The 24749-nt window shown below is 69.6% G+C and carries 20 protein-coding genes and 1 riboswitch; of the genes, 13 read left to right on the top strand and 7 right to left on the bottom strand.

What is annotated here, in order from left to right:
- Window positions 1–542: 542 nt before the first annotated feature.
- Window positions 543–677 (top strand): hypothetical protein, encoded by a 135-nt coding sequence (locus tag RM1_RS26995; RefSeq protein ID WP_281252124.1) that lies wholly within the window; start codon window positions 543–545, stop codon window positions 675–677.
- A 129-nt stretch (window positions 678–806) separates the two neighbouring features.
- Here the strand turns inward: RM1_RS26995 and RM1_RS04265 are convergent, their stop codons facing one another.
- On the bottom strand, window positions 807–1604 hold the full coding sequence (locus RM1_RS04265; RefSeq protein WP_072750142.1) for an enoyl-CoA hydratase-related protein: 798 nt from the start codon (window positions 1602–1604) through the stop codon (window positions 807–809).
- Window positions 1605–1686: 82 nt separating this feature from the next.
- Window positions 1687–1878 (bottom strand): 50S ribosomal protein L28, encoded by a 192-nt coding sequence (gene rpmB / locus RM1_RS04260; RefSeq protein WP_072750141.1) that lies wholly within the window; start codon window positions 1876–1878, stop codon window positions 1687–1689.
- 225 nt (window positions 1879–2103) lie between these two features.
- On the opposite strand from rpmB, the gene RM1_RS04255 reads away from it, so the two are divergent.
- Window positions 2104–3738 (top strand): DAK2 domain-containing protein, encoded by a 1635-nt coding sequence (locus RM1_RS04255; RefSeq protein WP_072750140.1) that lies wholly within the window; start codon window positions 2104–2106, stop codon window positions 3736–3738.
- Between the two features lie 10 nt (window positions 3739–3748).
- On the top strand, window positions 3749–5989 hold the full coding sequence (recG, locus tag RM1_RS04250) for an ATP-dependent DNA helicase RecG (RefSeq protein ID WP_072750139.1): 2241 nt from the start codon (window positions 3749–3751) through the stop codon (window positions 5987–5989).
- 35 nt (window positions 5990–6024) lie between these two features.
- On the opposite strand, the gene RM1_RS04245 is transcribed toward recG, so the two are convergent.
- Window positions 6025–6990, bottom strand: a complete 966-nt coding sequence (locus tag RM1_RS04245) for a M23 family metallopeptidase (protein ID WP_072750138.1) — start codon at window positions 6988–6990, stop codon at window positions 6025–6027.
- A gap of 139 nt (window positions 6991–7129) precedes the next feature.
- Here RM1_RS04245 and RM1_RS04240 point away from each other — a divergent pair, with 139 nt between their 5' ends.
- The 6 genes from RM1_RS04240 to RM1_RS04215 all read left to right on the top strand — a co-directional run bounded on the left by RM1_RS04240 (window position 7130) and on the right by RM1_RS04215 (window position 12155).
- Window positions 7130–7504: a BlaI/MecI/CopY family transcriptional regulator gene (locus RM1_RS04240; protein ID WP_027499238.1), complete on the top strand. Its 375-nt coding sequence runs from the start codon at window positions 7130–7132 to the stop codon at window positions 7502–7504.
- Window positions 7504–8448 carry a M56 family metallopeptidase gene (locus tag RM1_RS04235; RefSeq protein ID WP_072750137.1) on the top strand — a complete coding sequence of 315 codons (945 nt, stop codon included), beginning with the start codon at window positions 7504–7506 and terminating at the stop codon, window positions 8446–8448. Before RM1_RS04240 ends, RM1_RS04235 begins: the two co-directional genes overlap by 1 nt.
- 14 nt (window positions 8449–8462) lie before the next feature.
- On the top strand, window positions 8463–8840 hold the full coding sequence (gene lpqS, locus RM1_RS04230) for a putative copper homeostasis (lipo)protein LpqS (RefSeq protein ID WP_072750188.1): 378 nt from the start codon (window positions 8463–8465) through the stop codon (window positions 8838–8840).
- 213 nt (window positions 8841–9053) lie between these two features.
- A complete protein-coding gene (locus tag RM1_RS04225) occupies window positions 9054–10079 on the top strand; it encodes a PLP-dependent cysteine synthase family protein (RefSeq protein ID WP_092667704.1) in 1026 nt (341 codons plus the stop codon).
- Window positions 10076–11362, top strand: coding sequence for an MFS transporter (locus tag RM1_RS04220; RefSeq protein WP_072750187.1), 1287 nt, complete (start codon window positions 10076–10078; stop codon window positions 11360–11362). Before RM1_RS04225 ends, RM1_RS04220 begins: the two co-directional genes overlap by 4 nt.
- Before the next feature lie 82 nt (window positions 11363–11444).
- Entirely contained in the window at window positions 11445–12155 is a 711-nt protein-coding gene (locus tag RM1_RS04215) for an HNH endonuclease family protein (protein WP_072750135.1), read from the top strand.
- Window positions 12156–12162: 7 nt separating this feature from the next.
- Here RM1_RS04215 and RM1_RS04210 read toward each other — a convergent pair whose 3' ends face one another.
- From RM1_RS04210 to prpD, 3 genes are read right to left on the bottom strand one after another with little or no spacing between them, the layout of a single operon-like run.
- Complete coding sequence (locus tag RM1_RS04210; RefSeq protein ID WP_072750134.1) at window positions 12163–13284, bottom strand: bifunctional 2-methylcitrate synthase/citrate synthase; 1122 nt, start codon at window positions 13282–13284, stop codon at window positions 12163–12165.
- Window positions 13281–14198 (bottom strand): methylisocitrate lyase, encoded by a 918-nt coding sequence (gene prpB / locus RM1_RS04205; RefSeq protein ID WP_072750133.1) that lies wholly within the window; start codon window positions 14196–14198, stop codon window positions 13281–13283. Before prpB ends, RM1_RS04210 begins: the two co-directional genes overlap by 4 nt.
- The gene (gene prpD / locus RM1_RS04200) at window positions 14198–15700 is read right to left on the bottom strand and encodes a 2-methylcitrate dehydratase PrpD (protein ID WP_072750132.1); all 1503 of its coding nucleotides are present in this window, start codon (window positions 15698–15700) and stop codon (window positions 14198–14200) included. The genes prpB and prpD overlap by 1 nt, the downstream gene beginning before the upstream one ends.
- 165 nt (window positions 15701–15865) lie before the next feature.
- Between prpD and RM1_RS04195 the strand changes: the two genes are divergently transcribed.
- Window positions 15866–17287, top strand: coding sequence for a short-chain fatty acyl-CoA regulator family protein (locus tag RM1_RS04195; protein ID WP_072750131.1), 1422 nt, complete (start codon window positions 15866–15868; stop codon window positions 17285–17287).
- A gap of 44 nt (window positions 17288–17331) precedes the next feature.
- Here RM1_RS04195 and metE read toward each other — a convergent pair whose 3' ends face one another.
- Window positions 17332–19599 carry a 5-methyltetrahydropteroyltriglutamate--homocysteine S-methyltransferase gene (gene metE / locus RM1_RS04190; RefSeq protein WP_072750130.1) on the bottom strand — a complete coding sequence of 756 codons (2268 nt, stop codon included), beginning with the start codon at window positions 19597–19599 and terminating at the stop codon, window positions 17332–17334.
- Window positions 19600–19746: 147 nt separating this feature from the next.
- A riboswitch (cobalamin riboswitch) is annotated at window positions 19747–19957 on the bottom strand.
- Window positions 19958–20256: 299 nt separating this feature from the next.
- On the opposite strand from metE, the gene RM1_RS04185 reads away from it, so the two are divergent.
- Genes RM1_RS04185 through coaD form a run of 3 tightly spaced genes read left to right on the top strand, consistent with a single transcriptional unit; the run spans window position 20257 to window position 24748 of the window.
- Complete coding sequence (locus RM1_RS04185) at window positions 20257–23670, top strand: pyruvate carboxylase (RefSeq protein WP_072750129.1); 3414 nt, start codon at window positions 20257–20259, stop codon at window positions 23668–23670.
- Complete coding sequence (gene rsmD, locus RM1_RS04180; protein ID WP_072750128.1) at window positions 23667–24230, top strand: 16S rRNA (guanine(966)-N(2))-methyltransferase RsmD; 564 nt, start codon at window positions 23667–23669, stop codon at window positions 24228–24230. Before RM1_RS04185 ends, rsmD begins: the two co-directional genes overlap by 4 nt.
- Window positions 24227–24748: a pantetheine-phosphate adenylyltransferase gene (gene coaD, locus RM1_RS04175; RefSeq protein ID WP_072750127.1), complete on the top strand. Its 522-nt coding sequence runs from the start codon at window positions 24227–24229 to the stop codon at window positions 24746–24748. Before rsmD ends, coaD begins: the two co-directional genes overlap by 4 nt.
- The last annotated feature ends 1 nt before the right edge of the window (window position 24749 follow it).

The following is a 24749-nucleotide window of genomic DNA, read 5'->3' as shown; positions in this document are numbered from 1 at the left end:
AATGCGATGCCTCGATTGTTCACGTGCTGGGGGTATGGCCCTTGATCTGCCTCGGACTGTTGCTGGTGACTCCACCTGTGGTGGCGGCGCTAGCGATGCGGAATTGGGTTTCCTGGTTGGCGGTCGCCGCACTCGTGGGTCTATCGATCGTTGGGCTGGCGAACTGGTCTTCGCACTGGATTGCGCTGCTTTTCGCTGCTCCCATGGCGGCCCTTGGATTGGTCGCTGTGACGGTTCAGCAGGTCGCTTTCGGGGCGAGGAAAGCAAGGGAACGCGGTCTCGCTCGCGGACCGTCAAGAGACGATGAGGGTTTGAGGGTTCAGAGCCCAGTTTCACTCGTATGACAGGAGCGAACCATAGATACTGACGAAAACCGCGAGCCACCAGGCGACCAGCGCCCGACCGCTAACGATGGGCTGATTACGCTAACAGTCGATGGTGAGGTCTTCACTGTGAGACTGCGACAGAAGGAACCAGGGGCCTGCGACTATGAATGGGTATCCGGACCGAACAAAGGTTACGGATTCTCGAGCTTTCAACAGGTGGCCTACCGCAGCATTCAAGATCGTGCAGGCACGCCGTCCGGACTTCAGCCGATAGCAGTTGACGAGCATCGCGAGGCGATCCGCGACTTCCTCGGCCAGATCAACCCTGAGACCGGATATCTCGGCGACTAGCGGGGACAGTCGCAACCGGACTGCGAAGAGCCCAACGTCCGCGTTGGGCGCAGACGCGGGCGGCACGCTGCGAACTCGTCGGTTCGACAACGGGGCCGCCCGCGCTGAAAGTCGGAGGCGCCGGTGCGGCTACTGGCCGGCGGAGAAGTCGGCGCGGCGCTTCTCGACGAAGGCGTCGACGCCCTCGCGGCCGGTCGGGCCCGCGGCCGCGGCCGAGATCGATGCGGTCTCCGCGTCCAGTTGCTCGGACAGTGAACGCTGACCCGACTGGGCGAGCAGGCGCTTGATGCCCGCGTACGCGGCGGTCGGACCGGCCGCGAGGGTGCGGGCGACCCGCAGTGCCTCCTCGCGGATCTCGTCGTCGCCGACCAGCCTGCTCAGGATGCCCAGTCGGACGGCCTCGTCGCCGCCGATGATCGCGTCGGTGAGCAGGATCTCGCGGGCCTTGGCGATGCCGACGATCCGGGGCAGCGTCCAGGACATGCCGCCGTCGGGGGTGTACCCGATCGAGGGGTATGCCGGGCGGAGCTTGGTGGAGGGGCCGCCGATGGAGACGTCGGAGGCGCAGACCAGGCTCATTCCCGCGCCCGCCGCCCAGCCCTGGACCGCCGCGACCACGGGGACCTCGACGGCGTCGATCGCCCGGACGAAGTCGTGCAGGGTGCGCGCGAGGTAGTCGACGAACTCGCCCCGGTTCTCCGCGGCGGCGAAGGCCCGGACGTTGCCGCCCGCGCAGAAGTTGGCGCCCTCGCCGATCAGCAGAACGCTGCGCGCGGCGAGGGTGCCCGCCGCCACGGCTTGCAGGGCCGTGGTGCCCTGGCTCACCCCGTCGAAGTCGAGGGAGGTGCCGTTGTCGGCAGTGGCGATTGCGATTCGGAGTACGTCGCCTTCGAGGCGGACGTGGCTGAGGCCGTCGAGTGAAGTCACCGATGAACCATATCGGGCCGTAAATACGACTGTGCCCCGACACCTGAGGTGTCGGGGCACAGTCGTGAAAGCGTGGAACGCGTCAGCCGCGGACGACCTTGCCCGCCTTGAGGCAGGAGGTGCACACGTTGAGCTTCTGACGGGTACCGGGACCAACCTGGGCCCGGACAGTCTGAATGTTCGGGTTCCAACGACGGTTGGTACGCCGGTGCGAGTGCGAGACCGACTTACCGAAGCCGGGCCCCTTGGCGCATACGTCGCAGACGGCAGCCATAGTCGCGAACTCCTTGAATTGATGTACGGATATCTTCTTTGGTGCTGGCCTACGAACACGGGACACCGAAGTGACCCTTGCGAGGCAACCCTGCAAGAGTAGCCGTATCCGTGTCGTTTGACCAAACCGGCCTGTCCCGCACGTGGAGCCGGGCGGACCGTCTGTGGAGAAGGATAGTCTGGCCGAGCCGAGCAGTTCCCACTAGGGCAGAGAGGACGAACCGACTTGCTCATTGCCCTGGACAGCGTGGACGGCGAGGCGTTGCTGCGTTGGTCGCGGCGGTGTGTGGACGGTCTCGTCACCCGCTGCGAGGAGATCAACAGCCTCAATGTCTTCCCGGTTGCGGACTCGGACACCGGCACGAATCTCCTCTTCACCATGCGCGCGGCCGCCGAAGGCGCGGAGGTCGTCGGCCGGGCCGCTTCGGTTGGCGCGGTGGCCGCGGCACTGGCCAGGGGTGCGGTCGCGGGAGCGCGCGGCAACTCCGGCGTGATCCTGTCCCAGGTGCTGCGCGGGATCGCCGAGGTCGCAGGTGACGAGCCGCTGGACGGCCGACTGCTGCGCGGCGCACTGAACGAGGCCGCCGTGCTGGCGACCGAGGCGATCAGCATCCCGGTCGAGGGCACGATCGTGACGGTGCTCCGGCACGCCGCCGCGGCGGCGGACGCGTGCCCGCACGACGCCGCGCTGGCCGTGGTGGCCGTCGAGGCAGCCGATGCCGCCGCCGAGGCGCTCGCGCGCACCCCCTCGCAACTGTCCGTTCTCGGCGCGGCCGGGGTGGTCGACGCCGGTGGGCTCGGGCTGCTCGTCATCCTCGACGCGCTCGTCGGCGTGGTCACGGGGGCGACGCCCGAGCGTGAGGACATCGTGGTCGCGCCGGTCGCGCCTGCGACCCCGGTCGTGGTCGCGCAGCCGTCTGCCTGCGCGGACGAACCGGGCGATCAGGACTACGAGGTGATGTATCTACTCTCCGGGTCCGACTCGCGACGGGTGGACACGTTGCGGTCCCGGCTCGGTGAGCTCGGCGATTCGGTGATCATCGTCGGTGACGGCGAGGGTTCCTGGTCGGTGCACGTGCACTGCTCGGATCCCGGCCCGGCGATCGAGGCCGGACTGGCCGCCGGCCGCACCCACGACATCCGGATCTCCTGCTTTGTCCTCGACGAGGCGCGCGCCGGGCGGGTGCGCAGGCGGGCGGCCGCGGCCGACCGCGGAGTCCTCGCGATCGTCGCGGGCGATGGCGCCGCCGACCTCTTCGCAGGCGAGGGGGCGACGGTGCTCCGCTGCGACGAACCGGTCACCCCCGATCAGCTGCTCGACGCGATCCGTGCGCTCGACAGCGGCGAGGTGCTGGTGCTCCCGAACGGCGCGCTCTCGGCGCCGGAGCTGGTGACCATCGGTGTCGCCGCCCGCGACGAGAGCCACGAGGTGCTGCTGCTGCCCAGCTCGTCGATGGTGCAGGGGCTCGCCGCCCTGGCCGTGCACGACCCGGGCCGGGCCGCCGTCGACGACGTGTTCGCGATGTCGGAGGCGGCCGCGACGACGCGCTGGGGATCGCTGCGCGTCGCCACGGAGCGGGCGCTGACCCTGATGGGTACCTGCGAGGCCGGTGACGGGCTCGGGCTGATCGGACGTGAGGTCGTGGTGATCGCGCCCGACCCGGCCGAGGCGGGCAGGCGCCTGATCGACCAGGTTCTCGGGGTCGGCGGCGAACTGTTGACGTTGTTGCTGGGGGCCGAGGTGCCCGCGGGCTTCGCCGACCTCCTCTCGGATCATGTCGCGGCACACCACCCTGGCATCGAGGTCTTGATCTACGAGGGCGGGCAGTCGGGAGACCTGCTGCAGCTCGGCGTCGAATAGGCGGTATGTGATGGCAACTCTGACCGATCGGATCGATCACCTGCTCGGACGCAAGGTCGCGGAGCCGCTGGCGGAGGCGTTCGGGATCGAGACCGTGCAGGACCTGCTGCGGCACTATCCGCACCGGTACGCGACGCAGGGCGCGGAGCTCGGCGAGAAGGAACCGCCTGAGGGGACGCACCTGACGATCCTGGCGACGGTGACCTCGGCCGCGATCGTCTCGATGAAGTCGCGCAGCGGGAAGATGCTCAAGGTGGTGCTGACGTCCGACAAGCAGAGCGTCGACGCCACCTTCTTCAACCCGCAGAAGGTGGCTCATGCCATCAAACCCGGTGTGCGCGCGATGTTCTCGGGAAATGTGAAGTACTTCAGGGGTAAGCTGGGCCTCACGCATCCCAGCTATCTCATCCTGCCGAACCGCGACGAGGACGACGGTTCGGTGGTCGCCGCGGGCAAGGTCCGCGGCGGTGGGGCGCTGGCCGGGATGGCGCGCAGCGCGCAGGATCCCGGCGCAGGCGTCGACATGTCGATCTTCGAGCGGAACCTCATCCCGCTGTATCCGGCGACCCGCGAGGTCGAGAGCTGGACCCTGCTGCGGTGCATACGCCAGGTGCTCGACCAACTCGACGAGGTGCAGGACCCGCTGCCCGAGGAGATTCGGCGTGAGCACGGTCTGATCGGTCTCGATGAGGCGCTGCGATCGGTGCACCTGCCGGAGACGAAAGACGAGGTGGACCGCGCCCGCGAGCGACTCCGGTTCGACGAGGCGGTCGCCCTGCAGTTGGTGCTCGCGCAGCGCAGCCACGAGGTGGCGGGACGGGTGGCGCCGGCATGCCCGCCGAAACCCGACGGCGTCGCCGCCGCGTTCGAGACCCGGTTGCCCTTCACGCTGACCGAGGGGCAGCACGCGGTCGCCGAAGAGATCTCCGCGGACCTCGGCCGGGCACACCCGATGAACCGGTTGCTGCAGGGTGAGGTCGGTTCGGGCAAGACCGTCGTCGCGCTGCGCGCCATGCTGCAGGTGATCGATGCCGGCTACCAGTGCGCGCTGCTGGCGCCGACGGAGGTGCTCGCCGCGCAGCACGCCCGGTCGCTGCGGCAGATGCTCGGAAGCCTCGCCCTGGCAGGCGAACTCGGTGCCGACGAGCTGGCCACGCGGGTGACCCTGCTGACCGGGTCGATGTCGGTGGCGGCCCGCCGCGCCGCGTTGCTGGAGGCGGTGACCGGCGATGCCGGGATCGTGATCGGCACCCACGCCCTCATCCAGGACGGCGTCGAGTTCTTCAACCTCGGCATGGTGGTGGTCGACGAGCAGCACCGGTTCGGCGTCGAGCAGCGCGACGAGTTGCGTGGCCGGGCGCGCGAGGGGCTCAGCCCACACCTGCTGGTGATGACGGCGACGCCCATTCCCCGGACGATCGCGATGACCGTGCTCGGCGACCTGGAGACCTCGACGCTGCGGCAGCTGCCCGGCGGGCGGTCGCCCATCGTCAGCAAGGTCGTGCCTGCCCGGACCCAGCCGGCCTGGGTGGACCGGGCCTGGGAACGGATCCGCGAGGAGGTCGCCGACGGCAGGCAGGCCTATGTGGTGTGCTCGCGGATCGGCGAGGGTGACGACGCCCCGGACGCGAAGGAGCAGCCGACGACCGCGGCGCTTGCGCTGTTCGAGGAGCTGCGGTTCGGCCCGCTGTCGGATCTTCGGGTCGGCCTGCTGCACGGCAGGTTGCCTGCGGACGAGAAGGACGCGGTGATGCGTGATTTCACCGCGGGACTGATCGACGTGCTGGTGTGCACCACCGTCGTCGAGGTCGGCGTCGACGTGCCGAACGCCACCGTGATGGTGCTCAAGGACGCGGACCGCTTCGGCGTCAGCCAGCTCCATCAGCTCCGCGGCCGGGTCGGTCGCGGCGCCCACCAGGGGCTGTGCCTGCTCATCACCGACACGAACCCGGGCTCCCCGCCGTTCGAACGACTGACCGCCGTTGCGGGCACCAACGACGGCTTCGAGCTCGCCCAACTCGACCTCGCCCAGCGGCGCGAGGGTGACGTCCTCGGTGCCGCGCAGTCCGGCAGCACCACCACCCTCCGGCTGCTCTCGCTGCTCGACCACGAGGACGTGATCGTCGCCGCGCGCGAGTTCTCGCGCACCGTGATCGACGCCGATCCGGACCTGACCCGGCATCCCGGCCTGGCGTCGATGGTGACCGCCGCGATCGATGCCGACCGGATCGAGTACCTGGAGAAGTCGTGACCGCGCGGTGATCGCCGCGCGCCCGAGTGCCCCGATCAGTCCTCCGGACCGAGGACCGACGCGCCCCGCGCCGTCAACCACTCCAGGGGATCGACGGTGTCTCCGGACGGCGATTCCACCTCGAAATGCAGGTGCGGACCGGTGGAGTTGCCGCGATTGCCGACCGTCGCGATCCGCTGACCGGCCCTGACCCGCTGGCCGACCGACACCGTGTTGTCGTTGTTGTGGCCGTAGGTGGTCACGGTTCCGTCGTCGTGCCGGATGCGGACCCACAGCCCGAAGCCCTTGGCCGGACCCGCGCTGATCACCTCGCCGTCCGCGACCGCGACGATCGGCGATCCGAGCGTGTTCGCGATGTCGATGCCCGCGTGCCTGCGACCGTCTCCGAAGGTCGAGGTGACACTGCCCGCGGTCGGTGCCACGACGCGGCGGGTCGACGGGTCGCTCCCCGTCCGGCCCCCGGTGTCGTCCTCGGTCACCGCCGGCTCCGAATCCGTTTCGCCGGAGAGATTCTCGTCCGGCAGCGTTGCGGTGCCCGCGTGGTGGCCCGGATGCTCGCCGTCAGTCTTACCGAGATCGATGGCGGCGAGCAATCGAACGATGAGCATCGGATCGATTGCCGTGAACTCGTCCGAGCAGGCCGCGACCGCAAGCTCCGCATCGGCGGCGCCGTAGGGGCTCAGGCATTCGGAGAGTCCACGCTGTGCCGACACGAGGTCCGCGAGCGATCCGTTCGCCTCCGCGTTCTCCAGGCTGTCGCTGGTGATGTTCGCGATCGTCTGCCACAGGGCGGGATCGACGAGGGTGTCGGCCGCCTCGTCGGGTGTCGAGGACAGCAGGCCCGCGACCAACCCCACGAGTGAGGGGTCTGCGCCATCCGGACGTGGTGCTGCGGCGGCCGCGGTCCCTGCGGTCAGCGCCGCCGCGATGGCGGCGGCGAGGACACCGGCCGTCGACCGGGCGAATCGTCGATGGGCGACACGAATACTCGTCGGGCGCATCTGGTGGCCTTCCGTCTGAGCTGCCGGGCCCGGCGACGGTCGTGCCGGACCGGGTCAGGGTAATCTACTATTTACGTACGTAGGTAGTAGGTGAATTGGTCGTTCCGCCCGTGGCGGCGGATGGAAGAGGGGGACAACGGTGCGGGTGCGGGGGTTCGGCGAGCTCGAGGCGGCCGTGATGGATCGGCTGTGGAGCCGCGAGGGGGCGACGACGGTGCGTGAGGTCTTCGACGACCTCTTGGCGGACCGCGAGATCGCCTACACCACGGTGATGTCCACGATGGACAACCTGCACCGCAAGGGCTGGCTCGAGCGTGAACGCGTAGGCAAGGCCTTCGCCTATTGGCCCACGCTGACGCGGGAGCAACACACCGCGCGGCTGATGCGCGAGGCCTTCGAGGGTGGCGGCCGATCCGATGTCGTCCTGACGCATTTCCTTGAGCAGATGAGCGAAGAGGAATCGGCGACGCTGCGGGACGCGCTGCGTCGCCTCGCCGATCCCGGGGGCGCCTGATGGGAATGGGGGCGTTCCTGCTGCTGTACTCGGTGCTGATCGCCGTGTTCGCGCCCTCTTTACTGATCCGGCTCACGCACCGGGGCAACGCCCCCCGGCTCGGGGTCGCCGCCTGGACGACCGCCATCGCGGGTGCGCTGGCGTCGTGGATCACCGGGGCCGCACTGCTGGCCGTCGAACTGTCGCATGCGATCCCCGCCTCGGGCGCGGGGGTCGTCGGATCCTGCCTTCGGTGGTTGCGCGAGCTCGCCGGCGACGGGGTGGCCGTCGGGGTGCAGATCGGCCTGCTCGCGTCCGCGAGCGCGGCGGCGGCCGTCGTGGGGTGGCGGCTGGTTCGCGGCCTGATCACGACGCGCAGACGGACCCACGCACACGCGCGCGACGCCCGGCTGGTGGCGCGACGCGTCCGGGGGGTCGACGCCCTCGTCCTGGACGCAGGGGAACGGGCGGCCTACTGCGTTCCCGGGCGTCCGAGCGTCATCATCGTCACCAGTTCCGCCCTGGAAGCGCTCGGCGCACACGAACTCGACGCCGTTCTCGCGCATGAGCGAGCCCACCTGAACGGGCATCACCCGCAATTGGTTGCGGTGCTCCGGGTGCTGGCCGAGACGCTGCCGCGGGTGGCCCTGTTCAGCGCAGGGGCAGCCGAGGTCTCGCGGCTGCTGGAGATGTGCGCCGACGACGCGGCGACCCGGATCCACGGTAGGAGCGCGCTTCTCGCCGGACTGATCGCCCTTGCCGGGTCGGGTCCTGCTCCCGCCGAGGGGATGGGTGCCACCTCCGTCGCCGTCCTCGACCGGGCCGGTCGGCTGGCGGCGTCGCTGCCCGCGCCGGACCGGGGCCGCGCGCGGGCCCGGCTCGCCGCCGCGAGTGTCCTGCTCGCCCTGGTTCCCGCGCTGATGGCCGGTGCAGGCGCGATGTGGTGCCCGCCGGTGGTCCTGTGATCGGACGGCCCCGCGTGCGGGCGGCGATTCTGGTCGGCGTCGCCTATCTGCTCGCCCACACGATCGCGCAGTGCGTGTTCGCGGTCGAACACGGCCGCGAGTCCGGGTCGACGCACGTGCTGTCGGCGTCGACGATCGAAACGGAACTCTCACCCGCGCATGCCCACATCGGTGATGTCCTCGGGCACGCGGCGCACGCCGAGCACGCCATCGCGTCGTTGCCGCGCGTCGACAACCCGCTGAGGCTGCTGGCCGTCGTGGTGGCGATCGTCGCGGTGGCGGTCGCAACGGTTTTGTGGTCCGCGCCGTCCTCGCGAGCCCCGCCCGCGGTGTCCGAACCCGCGCGCCAGGGGCGCGCCGTGTTGATCGAGCTGTGCATCGACAGGTGCTGATCGGTTCCAGACGGACACCCGAGTTCTTCTCGGCGGTCCGTCACCGCGACCTCCGATCACACCGACTGCGCGCGGCGCAGCCGACACACAGGGACTTGATGTCACATGAACACGTTCGCGACCACGATCGACACCATGCCGCCGACCGACTCCGTTGCGGCGCCTGCGGCGCAGCTGCTGACCACCGCCGGGCGCTGCCCGAGGCCGAGCACGATGGTGGGGAACACGCCCGTGCTCTGGATCGGCGAACCCTTCGCCGACGCAGGCCGCGGGTTCTGGGCGAAACTCGAGGGTGCCAATCCCGGCGGGATGAAGGACCGGCCTGCGCTGTACATGGTGGAACAGGCGCGGCGCAGGGGCGATCTGGCTCCCGGCGCGATGATCATCGAATCAACAAGCGGCACATTGGGCCTCGGTCTCGCACTGGCCGGGATCGTGCACCGACACCCGGTCACGCTCGTCACCGACCCGGGAATGGAACCGATCGTGCACCATCTGCTCGCCGCCTACGGGGCGTCGGTGGAGTTGGTCACCGAACCGCACGCGACCGGTGGGTGGCAGCAGGCGCGGCGCGACAGGGTGCGCGAGCTCCTCGAACGACACCCCGGATCCTGGTGCCCGGATCAGTACCAGAACCCCGACAACGTCGACGCCTACGCGTCGCTGGCGCTCGAGATGATCGCGCAGCTCGGCAGGGTCGACGTGCTGGTCTGTTCGGTTGGGACCGGAGGGCACTCGGCCGGTGTCGCCAGGGTTCTGCGCCAGTACTGTCCCGATCTCAGGCTGGTCGGGGTGGACACGGTCGGCTCGACGATCTTCGGGCAGCCTGCAGGCACCCGGATCATGCGCGGCCTCGGGTCGAGCATCTATCCGGCGAACGTCGACTACCCGGCGTTCGATGAGGTCCATTGGGTGGCGCCGTCGGAGGCGGTGTGGTCGTGCCGGACCCTGGCCGCGACCCATCACGCGAGTGGTGGGTGGAGCGTAGGAGCCGTCGCACTGACCGCGGGCTGGGTGGCGCGGAACTCGGCCCCCGACGTCCGCGTGGCCGCGATCTTCCCGGACGGGCCGCAGCGATACTTCGACACCGTCTACAACGACGAATTCTGCGCGTCGAACGGGCTGCTCGGCGGCCCCCCGCCTGCCGAGCCGCTGACGATCCACCGACCCGATGACCAGGTCGTGGACCGATGGACCCGCTGCGCCACCGTCGTCGATCCGAGCGGGCCGGACGCATGAGGCGGCTCGTCGACCAGTTCCGGAGCTTCGACCGGCCGAGCCGGGTCCTGATGGTCAACCAGTTCTCGATCAACATCGGCTTCTACATGCTGATGCCGTACCTCGCGGGGTATCTCGCGGGCCCGCTCGGGCTGGCGGCCTGGGCGGTCGGGCTCGTGCTCGGGGTCCGCAACTTCTCCCAGCAGGGCATGTTCCTGGTCGGCGGCACGCTGGCCGATCGATGGGGGTACAAACCGCTGATCGTCGCCGGATGCCTTTTGCGCACCGGCGGTTTCCTCCTGCTCGCGATGGTGGATTCGCTGCCCGCGGTCCTCGTGGCCGCGGTCGCGACGGGATTCGCCGGGGCACTGTTCAATCCCGCGGTGCGCGCGTACCTCGCCGCGGACTCGGGGCCACGCCGCGTTGAGGCCTTCGCGGTGTTCAACGTCTTCTATCAGGCGGGGATCCTGCTCGGGCCCCTCGTGGGACTCGCGCTGACGGCCTTGGATTTCCGCGCCACCGCCATGGTCGCGGCGGCGGTGTTCGCGGTCCTGACCGTTGTGCAGATCTGGGTCCTGCCGACGCGCAGGGGTGAGTCGGTGGTGGCTCGAACGTCCGTGCTCGACGACTGGCGAGTGGTCGTGTCGAATCGTCCGTTCGTGCTGTTCGCGGTGGCGATGATCGGGTCGTATGTGCTCTCGTTCCAGGTCTACCTCGCACTGCCGTTGCAGGCGGCGGTCGTGGCGGGGGAACCCCGTGCCGAGACCGCGTTGGTGACCGCGATGTTCGTCCTGTCGGGGACCGTGGCGATCGCGGGTCAGCTGCGGATCACGTCGTGGTTCGCCCGGCGGTGGGGTTCGGGCCGAAGCCTGGTCGTCGGGATGGCAGTCATGGCAGCGGCGTTCGTGCCGCTGATCGTGGTGCCGGGGACCGGCCTCGGATGGTGGTCCGCGGTGGGCGCGGTGCTGCTGACGGCGGGCCTGCTGGCGGTCGGGACGGCCGCGGTGTTCCCCTTCGAGATGGACACGATCGTCGCGCTGTCGGGCAATCGACTCGTCGCGACGCATTACGGCTTCTACAACACGGTTGTGGGGGTGGGCATCCTGCTCGGGAATCTCGGCACGGGCGCGGTGTTCGGGCGGGCCCGCGAGGCCGGGCTTGGGGCGCTGACGTGGGCGGTGCTCACGCTCATCGGCATCGCCTGTGTCGGTTTCCTGTATCTGCTCGAGCGTTCGGGTCGGCTGGACCCGCCGCCGCGGTCCGATGTCGCCCGCCGGGGCGATACGGTGAACACGGCCGGCTGAGGACGGCGGGTCGGGCAGCGGCCGCGTCCGAGATGCGGCACCTGACGGCGTCGCCTCACGCATACTGAACGCCGTGCGGCGTATGGGGTTTCGCGGTGGTCTCGGGGTCGTCGTGGTGCTCGCCATCGTGATCCTGGTCGTCGTCGGGTTTCTGCAGTCCCGCGGATCGGACTCCGAGGGGCCGGGCGGGTCCGGCGCCGTGAGCGCCGAACCACCCGGTGAACCGGCACCCGACCCGCTGGCGGGCATCGCGGTGGTGGAAAGGCGCACCAAGGTGCCGGGCTACGACCGCGGCGACTTCGGCCCCGCGTGGGCGGATGACACCGACGCGCCGCTGGGCCACAACGGCTGCGACACCCGCAACGACATCCTCGAGCGCGACCTGGTGGACAGGGTGAACTTCGACATCTGGCGCTGTCCATGGGCGGTCAGGAGCGGGACCCTGCACGACCCGTACAGCGGCGCCGTGATCGCCTTCCAGCACGGCGAAGACACCAGCAGCGCCGTTCAGATCGATCACATCGTCTCGCTGGCTCTCGCCTGGGACATGGGCGCGAACACCTGGACTCCGGAGCGCCGCGCCAGGTTCGCGAACGACCCCGCGAACCTGATCGCGGTGGCGGGGGAGGCGAACTTCGCCAAGGCCTCGCACACCCCCGCCAGTTGGATGCCGCCCAACGAGGCGTTCCGCTGCGACTACGCGCACCGTTTCACCTCGGTGCTCCGGGAGTACGGGCTGCCGATCGACAGGGCGTCCGCCGAGGCGTTGCGCGGTGCCCTGCGAGCCTGCTGACCCGGGCTCAGGCCACGACCGTGCGCTGCGGCACCCCCGAGTACTGACTCAGCGGGCGGATCAGCGCGTTGGAGCCGCCCTGCTCGATGATGTGCGCGGTCCACCCGGTGATGCGGCTCATCACGAAGATCGGCGTGAACATCTCGACGTCGAAACCCATCAGGTAGTACGCGGGCCCGGTCGGGAAGTCGAGGTTCGGCTTGATGCCCGTCGCGCTCACCATCGTCTTCTCGAGGATCTCGTAGATCCGCAGCCAGTTCTCGCCGCCGGTGCGCTCGGCGACATCGGCCAGCGCTGACCTCATCGTCGGCACCCGCGAATCGCCGTTCTTGTAGACCCGGTGGCCGAAGCCCATCACCTTCTCCTTGGCGGCGAGCTTGGCGAGCAGCCATTCCTCGGCGCGGTCGGGGGTGGCGATCTCGAGCATGTCGTGCATGACGGCCTCGTTGGCGCCGCCGTGCAGCGGCCCCTTGAGCGCGCCGATAGCGGCGGTCACCGCGCTGTAGATGTCCGACAGGGTCGAGGTCACCACCCGCGCCGCGAAGGTCGAGGCGTTGAAGCTGTGCTCCGCGTACAGGATCAGCGAGACCTCGAAGGCCCGCACGATCGCCGGGTCGGGGACCGTGCCGAAGCACATGTTGAGGAAGTTCTCCGCGAAGCCCCGGTGCGAGTGCGGCGCGATCGGGTCGAGCCCGCGCCTGCGCCGGAAGTCGGCCGCGACGATGGTCGGGAGCACCGCGGTCATCCGCAGCGCCTTCGCCAGGTTTTCTTCCCGCGAGTTGTCCTCCTCCGCTGGGTCTTCCGCGCCGAGGTAGCTGATCGCGGTGCGGACGACGTCCATCGGGTGACAGTTGTCGGGCATCTTGGCCAGCAGCGACAGCAGCGAACGGTCGGCCCGGCGCGCCGCGCGTTCGCGCTGGCACATCAGCTCCAACTGTGCGGGCGTGGGAAGCTCGCCGTACCAGAGCAGGTACGCGACCTCCTCGAAGCTGCAGTGCGCCGCGAGGTCCTGCACCGCGTACCCGCGGTATGTCAGCGAGTTGGTTTCGGGGACCACCTTGGAGATCGCGGTGGTGTCGACCACGACACCCGCGAGGCCCTTGTAGATCATCGGGATCGCCTCGGTCATGAGCCACTCTCCTCAATTCGGAAGTTGAAGATGCCGCTGTCGAATTCGTTGTAGCGCTCGTACTCGAGCAGTTCGTAGAGCCGGCTACGGTGCTGCATCTTCTCGAGCAGCCCGGACTGTGTTCCCTCGGCGTGGATCTCGCGGAGACCCTGCTCGGCCGCGAACATCGCCAGCCGCAGCGTGGTCACCGGGTAGATCACGGCGTTGAAGCCGATGTCCTCGAGGGTCCTCGCCGAAATGAGTTCCGACTTGCCGAATTCGGTCATGTTCGCCAGCAACGGGATATCCAAGGCCGCGCGGAACTTCTCGAACTCGGCCTCGGTGTGCAAAGCCTCGGTGAAGATCAGGTCGGCGCCCGCGTCCGCGTAGGCCTTGGCCCGCTCGATCGCGTCGTCGATTCCGTTGATGCCCGCCGCGTCGGTGCGGGCGCAGATCACGAAGGTCGGGTCCCGGCGAGCCGAGACCGCCGCGCGCAGGCGTCGCACCATCTCGGCTGTCGGCACCACGGCCTTGCCGTCGAGGTGTCCGCACCGCTTGGGGTTGACCTGGTCCTCGAGGTGGCAGCCCGCGATCCCGGCGTCCTCGAGCACCGTGACGGTGCGGGCCGCGCTCATCGGCTCGCCGAACCCGGTGTCCGCGTCGATCAGCACGGGCAGATCGGTGACCCGGGCGATCTGCCTGCCGCGCTCGGCCACCTCGGTCAGGGTGGTCAGCCCGATGTCGGGCAGCGCGAGGTCGGCGGAGACGACGGCGCCGGAGACGTAGACGCCCTCGAAGCCGATCTCCTGGATCAGCTTGGCGACCAGGGGATTGAACGCCCCCGGCAGGCGCTGAATCGAACCCGACGTGAGGCCGCGCCGAAACGCGATCCGCTTGTCGGACGCGGAGGTGGCGGCGGCGAGCAGTCCCGACATCAGAACAGCCCCTTCGGCGACTTCGGCGCACGAGCGAGCACGTCGTCGGCGACGGTGAACGTGAGCTGGTTCAGCTCGCCGGACCCCAGTTCGGGGGTGCGCTGCGCCGCCTCCAGGAAGCGGTCCTGCTCGGCCGGGGCGACGATGCCCTCGGCGAGGGTGCGGAACTTGGCGATGTACTGGTCCCGCGCGAAGGGGCGGGCGCCCAACGGATGTGCGTCCGCGATCGCGAGCTCGTCGACGATCACCTCGCCGCTCTTGAGCGTCACCTCGGCGCGGGCGCCGAACGCCTTCTCGTCCGGGTCGGTCGAGTGGTAGCGGCGGGTCCACTCCGGGTCCTCGGCCGTGGAGATCTTCTGCCACAGCTCGATCGTGTCCTGGCGCTGCGCGCGCTCGGGCGCGTACGAGCGCTCGTGATGCCAGGTGCCGTCCTGCAGGGCGACGGCGAAGATGTACATCACCGAGTGGTCCAGGGTCTCGCGGGACGCGGTGGGGTCGAACTTCTGCGGATCGTTCGAGCCGGTGCCGATCACCACGTGCGTGTGGTGGCTCGTGTGCAGGACGATCGAGGCGATCTGGTCCAGATCGCCGATCCGGCCACGCATCCGGCGGGCCAGGTCGATCGGGGCCTGGCTCTGGTACTCCGCGGAGTGTTCCTTGGTGTAGGTGTCCAGGATCGCGCGCTTGGCCTCGCCGGGGCCGGGCAGCGGAACCCGGTACTCGACCTTCGGCCCGCCGAGCAGCCAGGCGATGACGCCGTCCTCACCCTCCCAGATCGGCGACGGTGCGCCCTCGCCACGCATCGCGCGGTCCACGGCCTCGACGGCCATCTTCCCGGCGAACGCTGGTGCGTACGCCTTCCAGCTGGAGATCTCGCCCTTGCGGGACTGACGCGTCGCGGTGGTGGTGTGCAGCGCCTGGCCGACGGCCTGGTACACCGTCTCGGTGTCCAGGCCCAGCAGGGTCCCGATGCCGGCTGCGGCGGAGGGGCCGAGGTGGGCGACGTGGTCAATCTTGTGCTCGTGCAGGCAGATCGCGCGCACCAGGTCGACCTGGATCTCGTAGCCCGTTGCCAGCCCGCGGATCAGATCGGCGCCGCTACGACCCGCGTGCTGGGCGACGGCGAGGATCGGCGGGATGTTGTCGCCGGGGTGCGAGTACTCGGCGGCAAGGAAGGTGTCGTGGAAGTCGAGCTCACGGACAGCGACGCCGTTGGCCCAGGCGGCCCACTCGGGCGCGTAAGTACCGGCCACCCCGAACACGCTCGACCCGGGGCTGTACGGGTGCGACTGTGCCTGGGCGCGCGCGTTCGCGACGGGGCGGCGCACGAGCGAGGCGGCCGCGACGGCCGCGTTGTCGATGATCCGGTTGACGATCATCTCGGAGGTGGCGGCGGGGACCTCGACCGCGTCGGTGGCGACCTCGGCGATCCTCCAGGCCAGGTGCTCGGGCTTGGGGAACTCCTCCGCGGACCGGTGTGTGCGTACGAGATGTGTCTTCATCAATCCTCCGTCGTGATGCCTGCTGCTTCTCATTCGCACGCTACGCATTGGGCAATGCGCATGAAATACGTTGCACTTGCCTATTTCTGCGTGAGGCGGCTGCAGTTCTTGCGAATCTTGTGAATTCGTGGGCGGTAGTCTCAGTGGCCAGTGAGGAGTGGTCCGATGAAGAAGATGTACGCAGGAGCCCGGTTGCGACGGCTCCGCGAGGAGCGTCACCTGTCGCAGCTCGCGCTGGCGAAGACGCTCGGGCTCTCGCCGAGCTACGTCAATCAGCTCGAGAACGATCAGCGCCCGCTCACGGTGCCGGTGCTCCTCAAGCTCAACTCCGAGTTCGATCTCGACGTCCAGTTCTTCGCGGCGGACTCCGATGCCCGCCTGGTCGCCGATGTCCACCAGGCGCTGGCGGAGACGTCCGAGTCCGGCGACGTCTCGCTCGCGGAGCTCGACGAGCTGGTCGCCCGGATGCCCGCGGTTGGCCGAACCCTGGTGACGCTGCACCGCCGCCTGCATGCGGCGAACGATCAACTGGACCAGTTCTCGGCGCAGCTGTCAGGGGAGTCGCAGGCCGGGTCCGCGCGCGTTCCGATGCCCTACGAGGAGGTTCGCGACTTCTTCTACGATCGCCGCAACCACATCGCCCGGCTCGATGACGCCGCGGAGCAGATGTTCACCCGAAACGAGCTGACCATCGGCGCGCTCGATCTGCAGCTCGCGAGGCTGATGCGCGATCGGCACGGCGTCACGGTCCGTATCCGGACCGATGAACCGGATCAATTGGGCCCGAAGCGCTTCTACGACCCGGAAAGGTCGACCCTCACACTCGCTCGGCGGCTCACGGTGGGTCAGCGCGCCTTCCAGATCGCGATGCAGTTGGCCTTCCTGACGCAGGCCGAGACGATCGACTCGATTGTGGCGGAGGATGATTCGCTGAGCGCCGAATCCGCCGCGCTCACGCGGATCGGGTTGGCGCACTACTTCGCGGGAGCGCTGGTCCTGCCGTACAGCCTGTTCCTGGACGCGGCCGAATCGCTGCGATACGACATCGACCTGCTCGGCATGAAGTTCGAGGTCGGCTTCGAGACCATCTGCCACCGGTTGTCCACGCTGCAGCGGCACCGTCAGCGCGGGGTGCCGTTCTTCTTCGTCCGCACCGATCGCGCAGGGAACATCTCCAAACGGCAGTCCGCCACTGCCTTTCATTTCTCCCGGGTTGGTGGGAGTTGCCCGCTGTGGGTGGTCCACGAGGCCTTTGCCAATCCCGGCCGGATCCACACGCAGGTGGCGAAGATGCCCGACGGGCGCACCTATCTGTGGGTGGCCAGGACCACGCACAGCGGCGGCCTGGGATACCTGGCGCCCGAACGCAATTTCGCGATCGGGCTCGGCTGCGACATCGCCTACGCCGATCGGATGGTGTACTCGCGCGGCATCCAGACCGACGATCCTGCGACGATCGTGCCGATCGGCGCCGGGTGCAAGGTGTGCGACCGCCCCGCGTGCGCGCAACGGGCCTTCCCACAGTTGGGGCGGTCGGTCCTGGTGAACGAGAACAGCAGCGGCCACCTGCCGTACCCGCACACGTAGCCGCACCCGCGCCCGCCGTGGCGAGCGCGGGTGCGGCTCGGTGCTTACAGCTCGGCCCGGACCAGCTCGGTCGCGGCGACCAGGTTGTGCAGGGACGCCTCGACCTCGGCCCGGCCGCGGGTCTTCAGGCCGCAGTCGGGGTTGACCCAGAGCCGTTCCGCAGGAACCGTCTTCAGCGCGGCCCGCAACGAGTCGGCGATCTCGCCGACCGAGGGCACCCTGGGGGAGTGGATGTCGTAGACGCCAGGGCCGACACCGAGATCGAACCCGACCGCGTTGAGATCGTCGAGGACCTCCATGTGCGAGCGCGCCGCCTCGATGGAGGTGACGTCGGCGTCCAGACCGGCGATCGCTCCGATCACCTCGCCGAACTCCGAGTAACACAGGTGGGTGTGGACCGCGGTCGCATCGGCGACCCCGGAGGTGGCCAGCCGGAACGCGCCGACCGACCAGTCCAGGTAGGCGGGTTGATCCGCCGCCCGCAGCGGCAACAGCTCACGCAGCGCGGGTTCGTCCACCTGCACCACCTGCGCTCCCGCCGCCTCCAGGTCGACGGTCTCCTCGCGGATCGCGAGAGCCACCTGGTCGGCCGACTCGGACAGCGGCTGGTCGTCGCGGACGAACGACCACGCCAGGATGGTGACCGGCCCGGTGAGCATGCCCTTGACCGGCTTGGCCGTCAGTGACTGGGCGTACGAGGTCCACTCGACCGTCATCGGGCGCGGCCTGCGGACGTCGCCGAACAGGATCGGCGGTCGCACGCAGCGGGTCCCGTAGGACTGCACCCAGCCGTCGGCAGTGGCGAAGAATCCGTCGAGCTGTTCGGCGAAGTACTGCACCATGTCATTGCGTTCGGGCTCGCCGTGCACCAGCACGTCCAGACCCAGCCGTTCCTGAAGGGCGATGACATCGGCCACCTCGCCGCGCATCCGGCGCAGGTACTCGGCCTCGTCGATCTCGCCCTTCCGCAGCGCGGCCCTGGCCACCCGGATCGCGGTCGTCTGCGGGTAGGAGCCGATCGTGGTGGTGGGCAGCAGCGGCAGCGGCAGGACGGCCGCCTGCACCTCGCGACGCTCCGCGGCGGGACGCCGTCCGTCGTCGGACGCCTTCAGGGTGGCGAGCCGCTCGCGGATCGCCCGGTCGTGCAGCCGCGGATCGGCCGCCCGGGAGGCCAGGGCGGCCGCCGCCCCAGCCAGTTCCGCGGCGACGGCATCGCGGCCGGACAGCAGGCCGGTCGCGAGGGCGGTCACCTCGCGCATCTTCTCGGATCCGAAGGCCAGCCAGGATCCCAGCGAGTCGTCGAGTCCGGTCTCGCTCGCGAGCGAGTACGGCACGTGCAGCAGGGAGCAGGAGGTGGAGACCGCGATCGAACGAGCACTCCCGCGCAGGGTTTCGAGGGTCGTCAGCGATTCGGTCAGGTCGTTGCGCCAGACGTTCCTGCCGTCCACGATCCCGGCGACGAGGTGTTTGCCCGCGAGTTCGGGGATCGCGGCCAGTGCCCCCGGATCGCCTGCGACGAGGTCGACCGCCAGTCCCTCGACGCCGGTCTTCGCGAGCGTGGGCAGCGCGGCGCCGAGGTCGCCGAAGTAGGAGGCGAGCAGTATCGCGGGCCGGTGCTCGATCGCGGACAGCGCCCGATAGACCTCGCCCGCGGTCGCGATCTCGGATTCCGTGCGATCGGCGACCAGCGCCGGCTCGTCGATCTGGACCCACTCGACGCCCGCGTCCGCCAGCCGCCCGAGCAGCTCGGCGTACAGCGGGAGCAGTTCCCCGACCCGCGAGAGGAGCGACGACTCGGAGTCGATCGCCTTCGACAGGAGCAGGAAGGTGACCGGTCCGATCAGCACCGGTCGCGCCGCGATGCCGAGCGCCTGCGCCTCCTCCACCTCGCCCAGCACCTTCGACGGGTCGAGGGTGAACCGGGTCGAGGGGCTGATCTCGGGGACCAGGTAGTGATAGTTGGTGTCGAACCACTTCGTCATCTCGAGCGGGGTGACGGTGGCGGTGCCGCGAGCGGCAGCGAAATAGCGATCGAGCGCCGTCGATTCGCCTGCGACCCGATCCGGCAGGGCGCCGAGCATCGCGGCGGTGTCGAGCATCTGGTCGTAGTACGAGAAGACGTTGACGGGAACGGAATCGATCCCGGCGTCGCGCAGATCGGTCCAGCTCTGTCTGCGCAGCTCTCGCGCGACGGCGCCGAGCGCGGGAGCGTCGAGCGTGCCGGCCCAGAAGGACTCGACGGCCTTCTTGAGTTCGCGGCGGGGACCGATGCGCGGGGAGCCCAGCACGGTTGCGGTGAAGATGGATGTCACGGTGTTCTCCAGTTGCTGACAGCGTGGGTGGCCACCACCGGCAGGCGAGAACACGGACCGAGCCCTGTTTGTGCCCGCATGGGGGCAGCCGTGAGCACCGATCCGATCAACTCGCCCATTCCACGAGGCGGTGGACCGTCGGGCACGGCGTGCCCGACGCAGTCGGCAGGTCTTCGGACTCGCAGGCGCCCGGTGATCGACACCGGTCCTAGTGGCCGTCGCTTCCCAGACATGAGTCCAGTGCGTGGTGACGGCGGTCGTTCCTGCATACCGCTGCGGGACAGTCCCGGATTCTCACCGGGTTCCCTCTCACACCCCTCTCCTCATAGACAGGGAGACGTGCTTCGACGCCGGGCGCGGACTTCGGGGCTCCTCACGACCACACCGGGCGGACCGATTGCACCGCCGAGTATAGGCGGAACGAGACCGGCCCAGCAGCTCGCTGCGGGGGCATTCGCCCGCCGTTCGGCCCGTCTGCGAACCCTGCGAAAGCGGTCGAGAATCAGATGAATCCGCAGTTCACGGCGGGTGCCGTGTTGCTGTGAGGCGGCGGCCGGTAGCGTACTGCATCGTTACAGCGGGTCGAGTATGCGGGAATTTCCCGGATGCTAGGACACCGTCCGGCGAGCGGTACGAGAGCAAGGGTAATTTTCAGCAATGTTCTCTAAAGTTTTGGTTGCCAATCGCGGGGAAATCGCGATCAGGGCATTCCGTGCCTCCTACGAGCTGGGCGCGGGGACCGTAGCTGTCTTTCCGTACGAGGACCGCAACTCGGTCCACCGTCTGAAGGCCGACGAGAGTTACCAGATCGGGGAGGAGGGGCACCCGGTCCGGGCCTACCTGTCGATCGCCGAGATCGTCGCGGCGGCGAAGAAGTCCGGCGCCGACGCCATCTACCCCGGTTACGGTTTCCTCTCCGAGAACCCGGACCTCGCCGCGGCCTGCGCCGCAGAGGGCATCACCTTCGTCGGACCGTCCGCGGAGGTGCTCGAGCTCACCGGCAACAAGGCCCGCGCGATCGCCGCCGCGAAGGCGGCAGGTCTCCCCGTGCTCGCCTCGTCGGAGCCGTCCGCCGACGTGGACGAGCTGCTCGCGGCCGCCGAGTCCATGCAGTTCCCGCTGTTCGTCAAGGCGGTCGCCGGTGGCGGTGGTCGCGGCATGCGCCGGGTCGCCGAGCCCGCCCAGTTGCGTGAGGCGATCGAAGCCGCGGCCCGCGAGGCGGAGTCCGCCTTCGGTGACGCCACCGTGTTCCTGGAGCAGGCCGTCGTCGACCCGCGGCACATCGAGGTGCAGATCCTGGCCGACGGTCAGGGCAACGTGATCCACCTGTTCGAGCGCGACTGCAGCGTGCAGCGACGGCACCAGAAGGTGATCGAGCTGGCGCCCGCGCCGAACCTGCCGGAGGAGCTGCGCGCGCGGATCTGCGCCGACGCTGTCGCCTTCGCCAAGGAGATCAACTACAGCTGCGCTGGCACGGTGGAGTTCCTCCTCGACACCCGCGGCAACCACGTGTTCATCGAGATGAACCCGCGCATCCAGGTCGAGCACACCGTCACCGAGGAGGTGACGGACGTGGACCTGGTGCAGGCGCAGCTCCGGATCGCCTCCGGCGAGACGCTGGCCGACCTGGGGCTGGCCCAGGAGTCGATCAAGCTCCGCGGCGCGGCGCTGCAGCTCCGCATCACCACGGAGGACCCGGCCAACGGATTCCGTCCCGACACCGGCCGGATCACCGCCTACCGCACGCCCGGCGGTGCCGGTGTGCGCCTCGACGGCGGCGCGAACCTGGGCGCCGAGGTCGGCGCCTACTTCGACTCGATGCTCGTCAAGCTCACCTGTCGCGGCCGGGACCTGCCCGCGGCCGTGGCGCGGGCGCGTCGGGCGGTGACCGAGTTCCGGATCCGCGGCGTTGCCACGAACATCCCGTTCCTGCAGGCCGTCCTCGACGACCCCGACTTCCGCGCAGGCAACGTGACGACCTCGTTCATCGAGGAGCGCCCGGCGCTGCTGACCTCGAGGGCGTCCGCCGACCGCGGCACCAAGATCCTGACCTACCTCGCCGACGTGACCGTCAACAAGCCGCACGGCGAGCGCCCCACCACCGTCTACGCGCGCGACAAGCTGCCCAAGATCGACCTGACCACGCCGCCGCCCGCAGGCTCGAAGCAGCGACTGGTCGAGCTCGGACCCGAGGGCTTCGCCGCCGCGCTGCGAGCGCAGGACGCGCTCGGTGTCACCGACACCACCTTCCGCGACGCGCACCAGTCCCTGCTGGCGACCCGGGTGCGCACCGGCGGCCTGCTCGACGTCGCCGGTCACGTCGCCCGGATGACGCCCGAACTGCTGTCGGTGGAGGCATGGGGCGGCGCGACCTATGACGTCGCGCTCCGCTTCCTGCACGAGGACCCATGGGAGCGGCTGGCCGCTCTGCGCGAGGCGATGCCGAACATCTGCCTGCAGATGCTGCTGCGCGGCCGCAACACCGTCGGCTACACGCCATACCCCGAGTCGGTCACCCGCGCGTTCGTGCGCGAGGCCACCTCGACGGGCGTTGACATCTTCCGGATCTTCGACGCGCTCAACAACGTCGACCAGATGCGGCCTGCCATCGACGCGGTCCGCGAGACCGGCACCGCTGTCGCCGAGGTCGCGATGAGCTACACCGGTGACCTGTCGAACCCGAACGAGGACCTCTACACCCTCGACTACTACCTGAAGCTGGCCGAGCAGATCGTGGACGCGGGCGCCCACGTGCTGGCCATCAAGGACATGGCCGGACTACTGCGTGCCCCGGCGGCCGCCAAGCTGGTGTCGGCGTTGCGCAGCAACTTCGACCTGCCCGTGCACGTGCACACCCACGACACCCCCGGCGGCCAGCTGGCCACCTACCTGGCGGCGTGGCAGGCGGGAGCCGACGCCGTCGACGGCGCGAGCGCGGCGCTGGCGGGCACCACCAGTCAGCCCGCGTTGTCGGCGATCGTCGCGGCCACCGCCCACTCGTCGCGGGACACCGGCCTGGATCTGCAGGCCGTGTGCGACCTCGAGCCGTACTGGGAGGCGCTGCGAAAGGTGTACGCGCCGTTCGAGTCCGGGCTACCGGCACCCACCGGCCGCGTCTACACGCACGAGATCCCCGGCGGTCAGCTGTCGAACCTGCGCCAGCAGGCAATCGCGCTCGGGCTGGGGGACCAGTTCGAGGAGGTCGAGGCGAAGTACGCGGCTGCGGACCGGATGCTCGGTCGCCTGGTGAAGGTGACCCCGTCCTCCAAGGTGGTCGGCGACCTGGCGCTGCACCTCGTCGGCTCGGGTGTGTCGACGGACGAATTCGCGGAGAACCCCGCCGGATACGACATCCCGGAGTCGGTGATCGGGTTCCTGCGCGGCGAACTGGGCAGCCCGGCAGGCGGCTGGCCGGAGCCGTTCCGGACCAGGGCGCTCGAGGGCCGTGGCGAGGCGAAGCCCGAGACGCCCCTGACCGCGGACGACCAGGCCGGACTCGACGGTTCTCCGGCCGAGCGCCGCGGCACCCTCAACCGGCTGCTGTTCCCCGGACCGACCCGCGAGTTCCTCGAGCACCGCGAGAAGTACGGCGACACCTCGCGGCTGTCGGCGAACCAGTTCTTCTACGGCCTGCGGCGCGGCGAGGAGCACCGGGTCGCGCTGGCTCCCGGTGTCGAGCTGCTCATCGGACTCGAGGCGATCTCCGAGCCCGACGAGCGCGGCATGCGCACGGTGATGTGCATCCTCAACGGCCAGCTGCGGCCGGTGTCGGTGCGTGACCGCTCGATCGCCAGCGAGATCCCCGCCGCGGAGAAGGCGGACAGGGGCAACCCGGGCCACGTGGCCGCGCCGTTCGCGGGCGTCGTCACCCTCGTCGTGGCGGAGGGGCAGAAGGTCGCCGCTGGCGACACCGTCGCGACGATCGAGGCGATGAAGATGGAGGCGGCGATCACCGCCACCCGCGGTGGCGTCGTGAGCAGGCTCGCGATCACCCCCGTGCAGCAGGTCGAGGGCGGCGACCTGCTGGCCGTGATCTCCGTGGTGTCGACGGAGGAGGACGGGCCGCAGTGACCCGGATCGTCGCCGGCGCCGCGGGTGGGCGCCGGCTCCGGGTCCCGCCCAAGGGCACCCGGCCCACCTCGGAGCGAGTGCGCGAGGCGCTGTTCAGTTCGCTCGACGCCAGGATGGACCTCGACGGCGCCGCCGTGCTCGACCTGTTCGCGGGATCGGGAGCGCTTGGCCTCGAGGCGCTCTCGCGGGGCGCCGAGCACGTGGTGCTGGTCGAGTCGGACGCGAAGGCGGCCGCGGTGGCGCGCGAGAACGTGGCGACGCTCGGGTTGCCCGGCGCCGTCGTGCGGTCGTCGCCGGTGGCCGCGGTCGTCGCGGGCAGCCCCGACCGCGAGTACGACCTGGTCTTCCTCGACCCGCCGTACGCGATGGGCGAGGACGAGGTCGGGTCGGTGCTCGGCGCGCTCGTCGGCGGGGGCTGGATCGGGGAGGACTCGCTGGTCGTGCTCGAGCGGTCGTCGCGATCGCCGGAGACGGTGTGGCCTGCCGGCCTGTCGGCGGACCGGGTGCGCAAGTACGGCGAGACCCGGATCGAGATCGCCTGTTACGGTCTGCAGTCATGAGCAGTGCGGTCTGCCCCGGGTCCTTCGATCCCATCACCAACGGCCATCTCGACGTGATCGGCCGGGTGGCGGTTCAGTTCGACGAGGTCATCGTCACGGTGATGATCAACAAGAACAAGAAGGGGCTGTTCAGCATCGACGAACGCCTCGAGATGCTGCGCGAGGCCGTCGCGGACCTGCCGAACGTCCGGGTCGACTCCTGGCAGGGACTCCTCGTCGACTACGCAAAGGCCAACGGGGCCAGCGCGATCGTCAAGGGCCTGCGCGGCGCCAACGACTTCGACTACGAGCTGCAGATGGCGCAGATGAACCACAAGCTCACCGGCGTCGACACCCTCTTCATCGCGACGAACCCGCGCTACAGCTACCTCTCCAGTTCGCTGGTCAAGGAGGTGGCGACCTACGGCGGCGATGTCGCGGACATGCTGCCCGCGAAGGTGCACGAGCGGCTGCTGGCCCGGCTGGCGGAACGTGCCGCGGAGTCGACCGCGGCGAGCCGCGCAGGCGATACCGCATAGC

The sequence above is a fragment of the Rhodococcus maanshanensis NBRC 100610 genome, assembly GCF_001894865.1.
GTDB classification, from domain to species: domain Bacteria; phylum Actinomycetota; class Actinomycetes; order Mycobacteriales; family Mycobacteriaceae; genus Rhodococcus_G; species Rhodococcus_G maanshanensis.
Note: the sequence above shows the minus strand (reverse complement) of the source record. Positions and strands in the feature narration are given on the sequence as shown.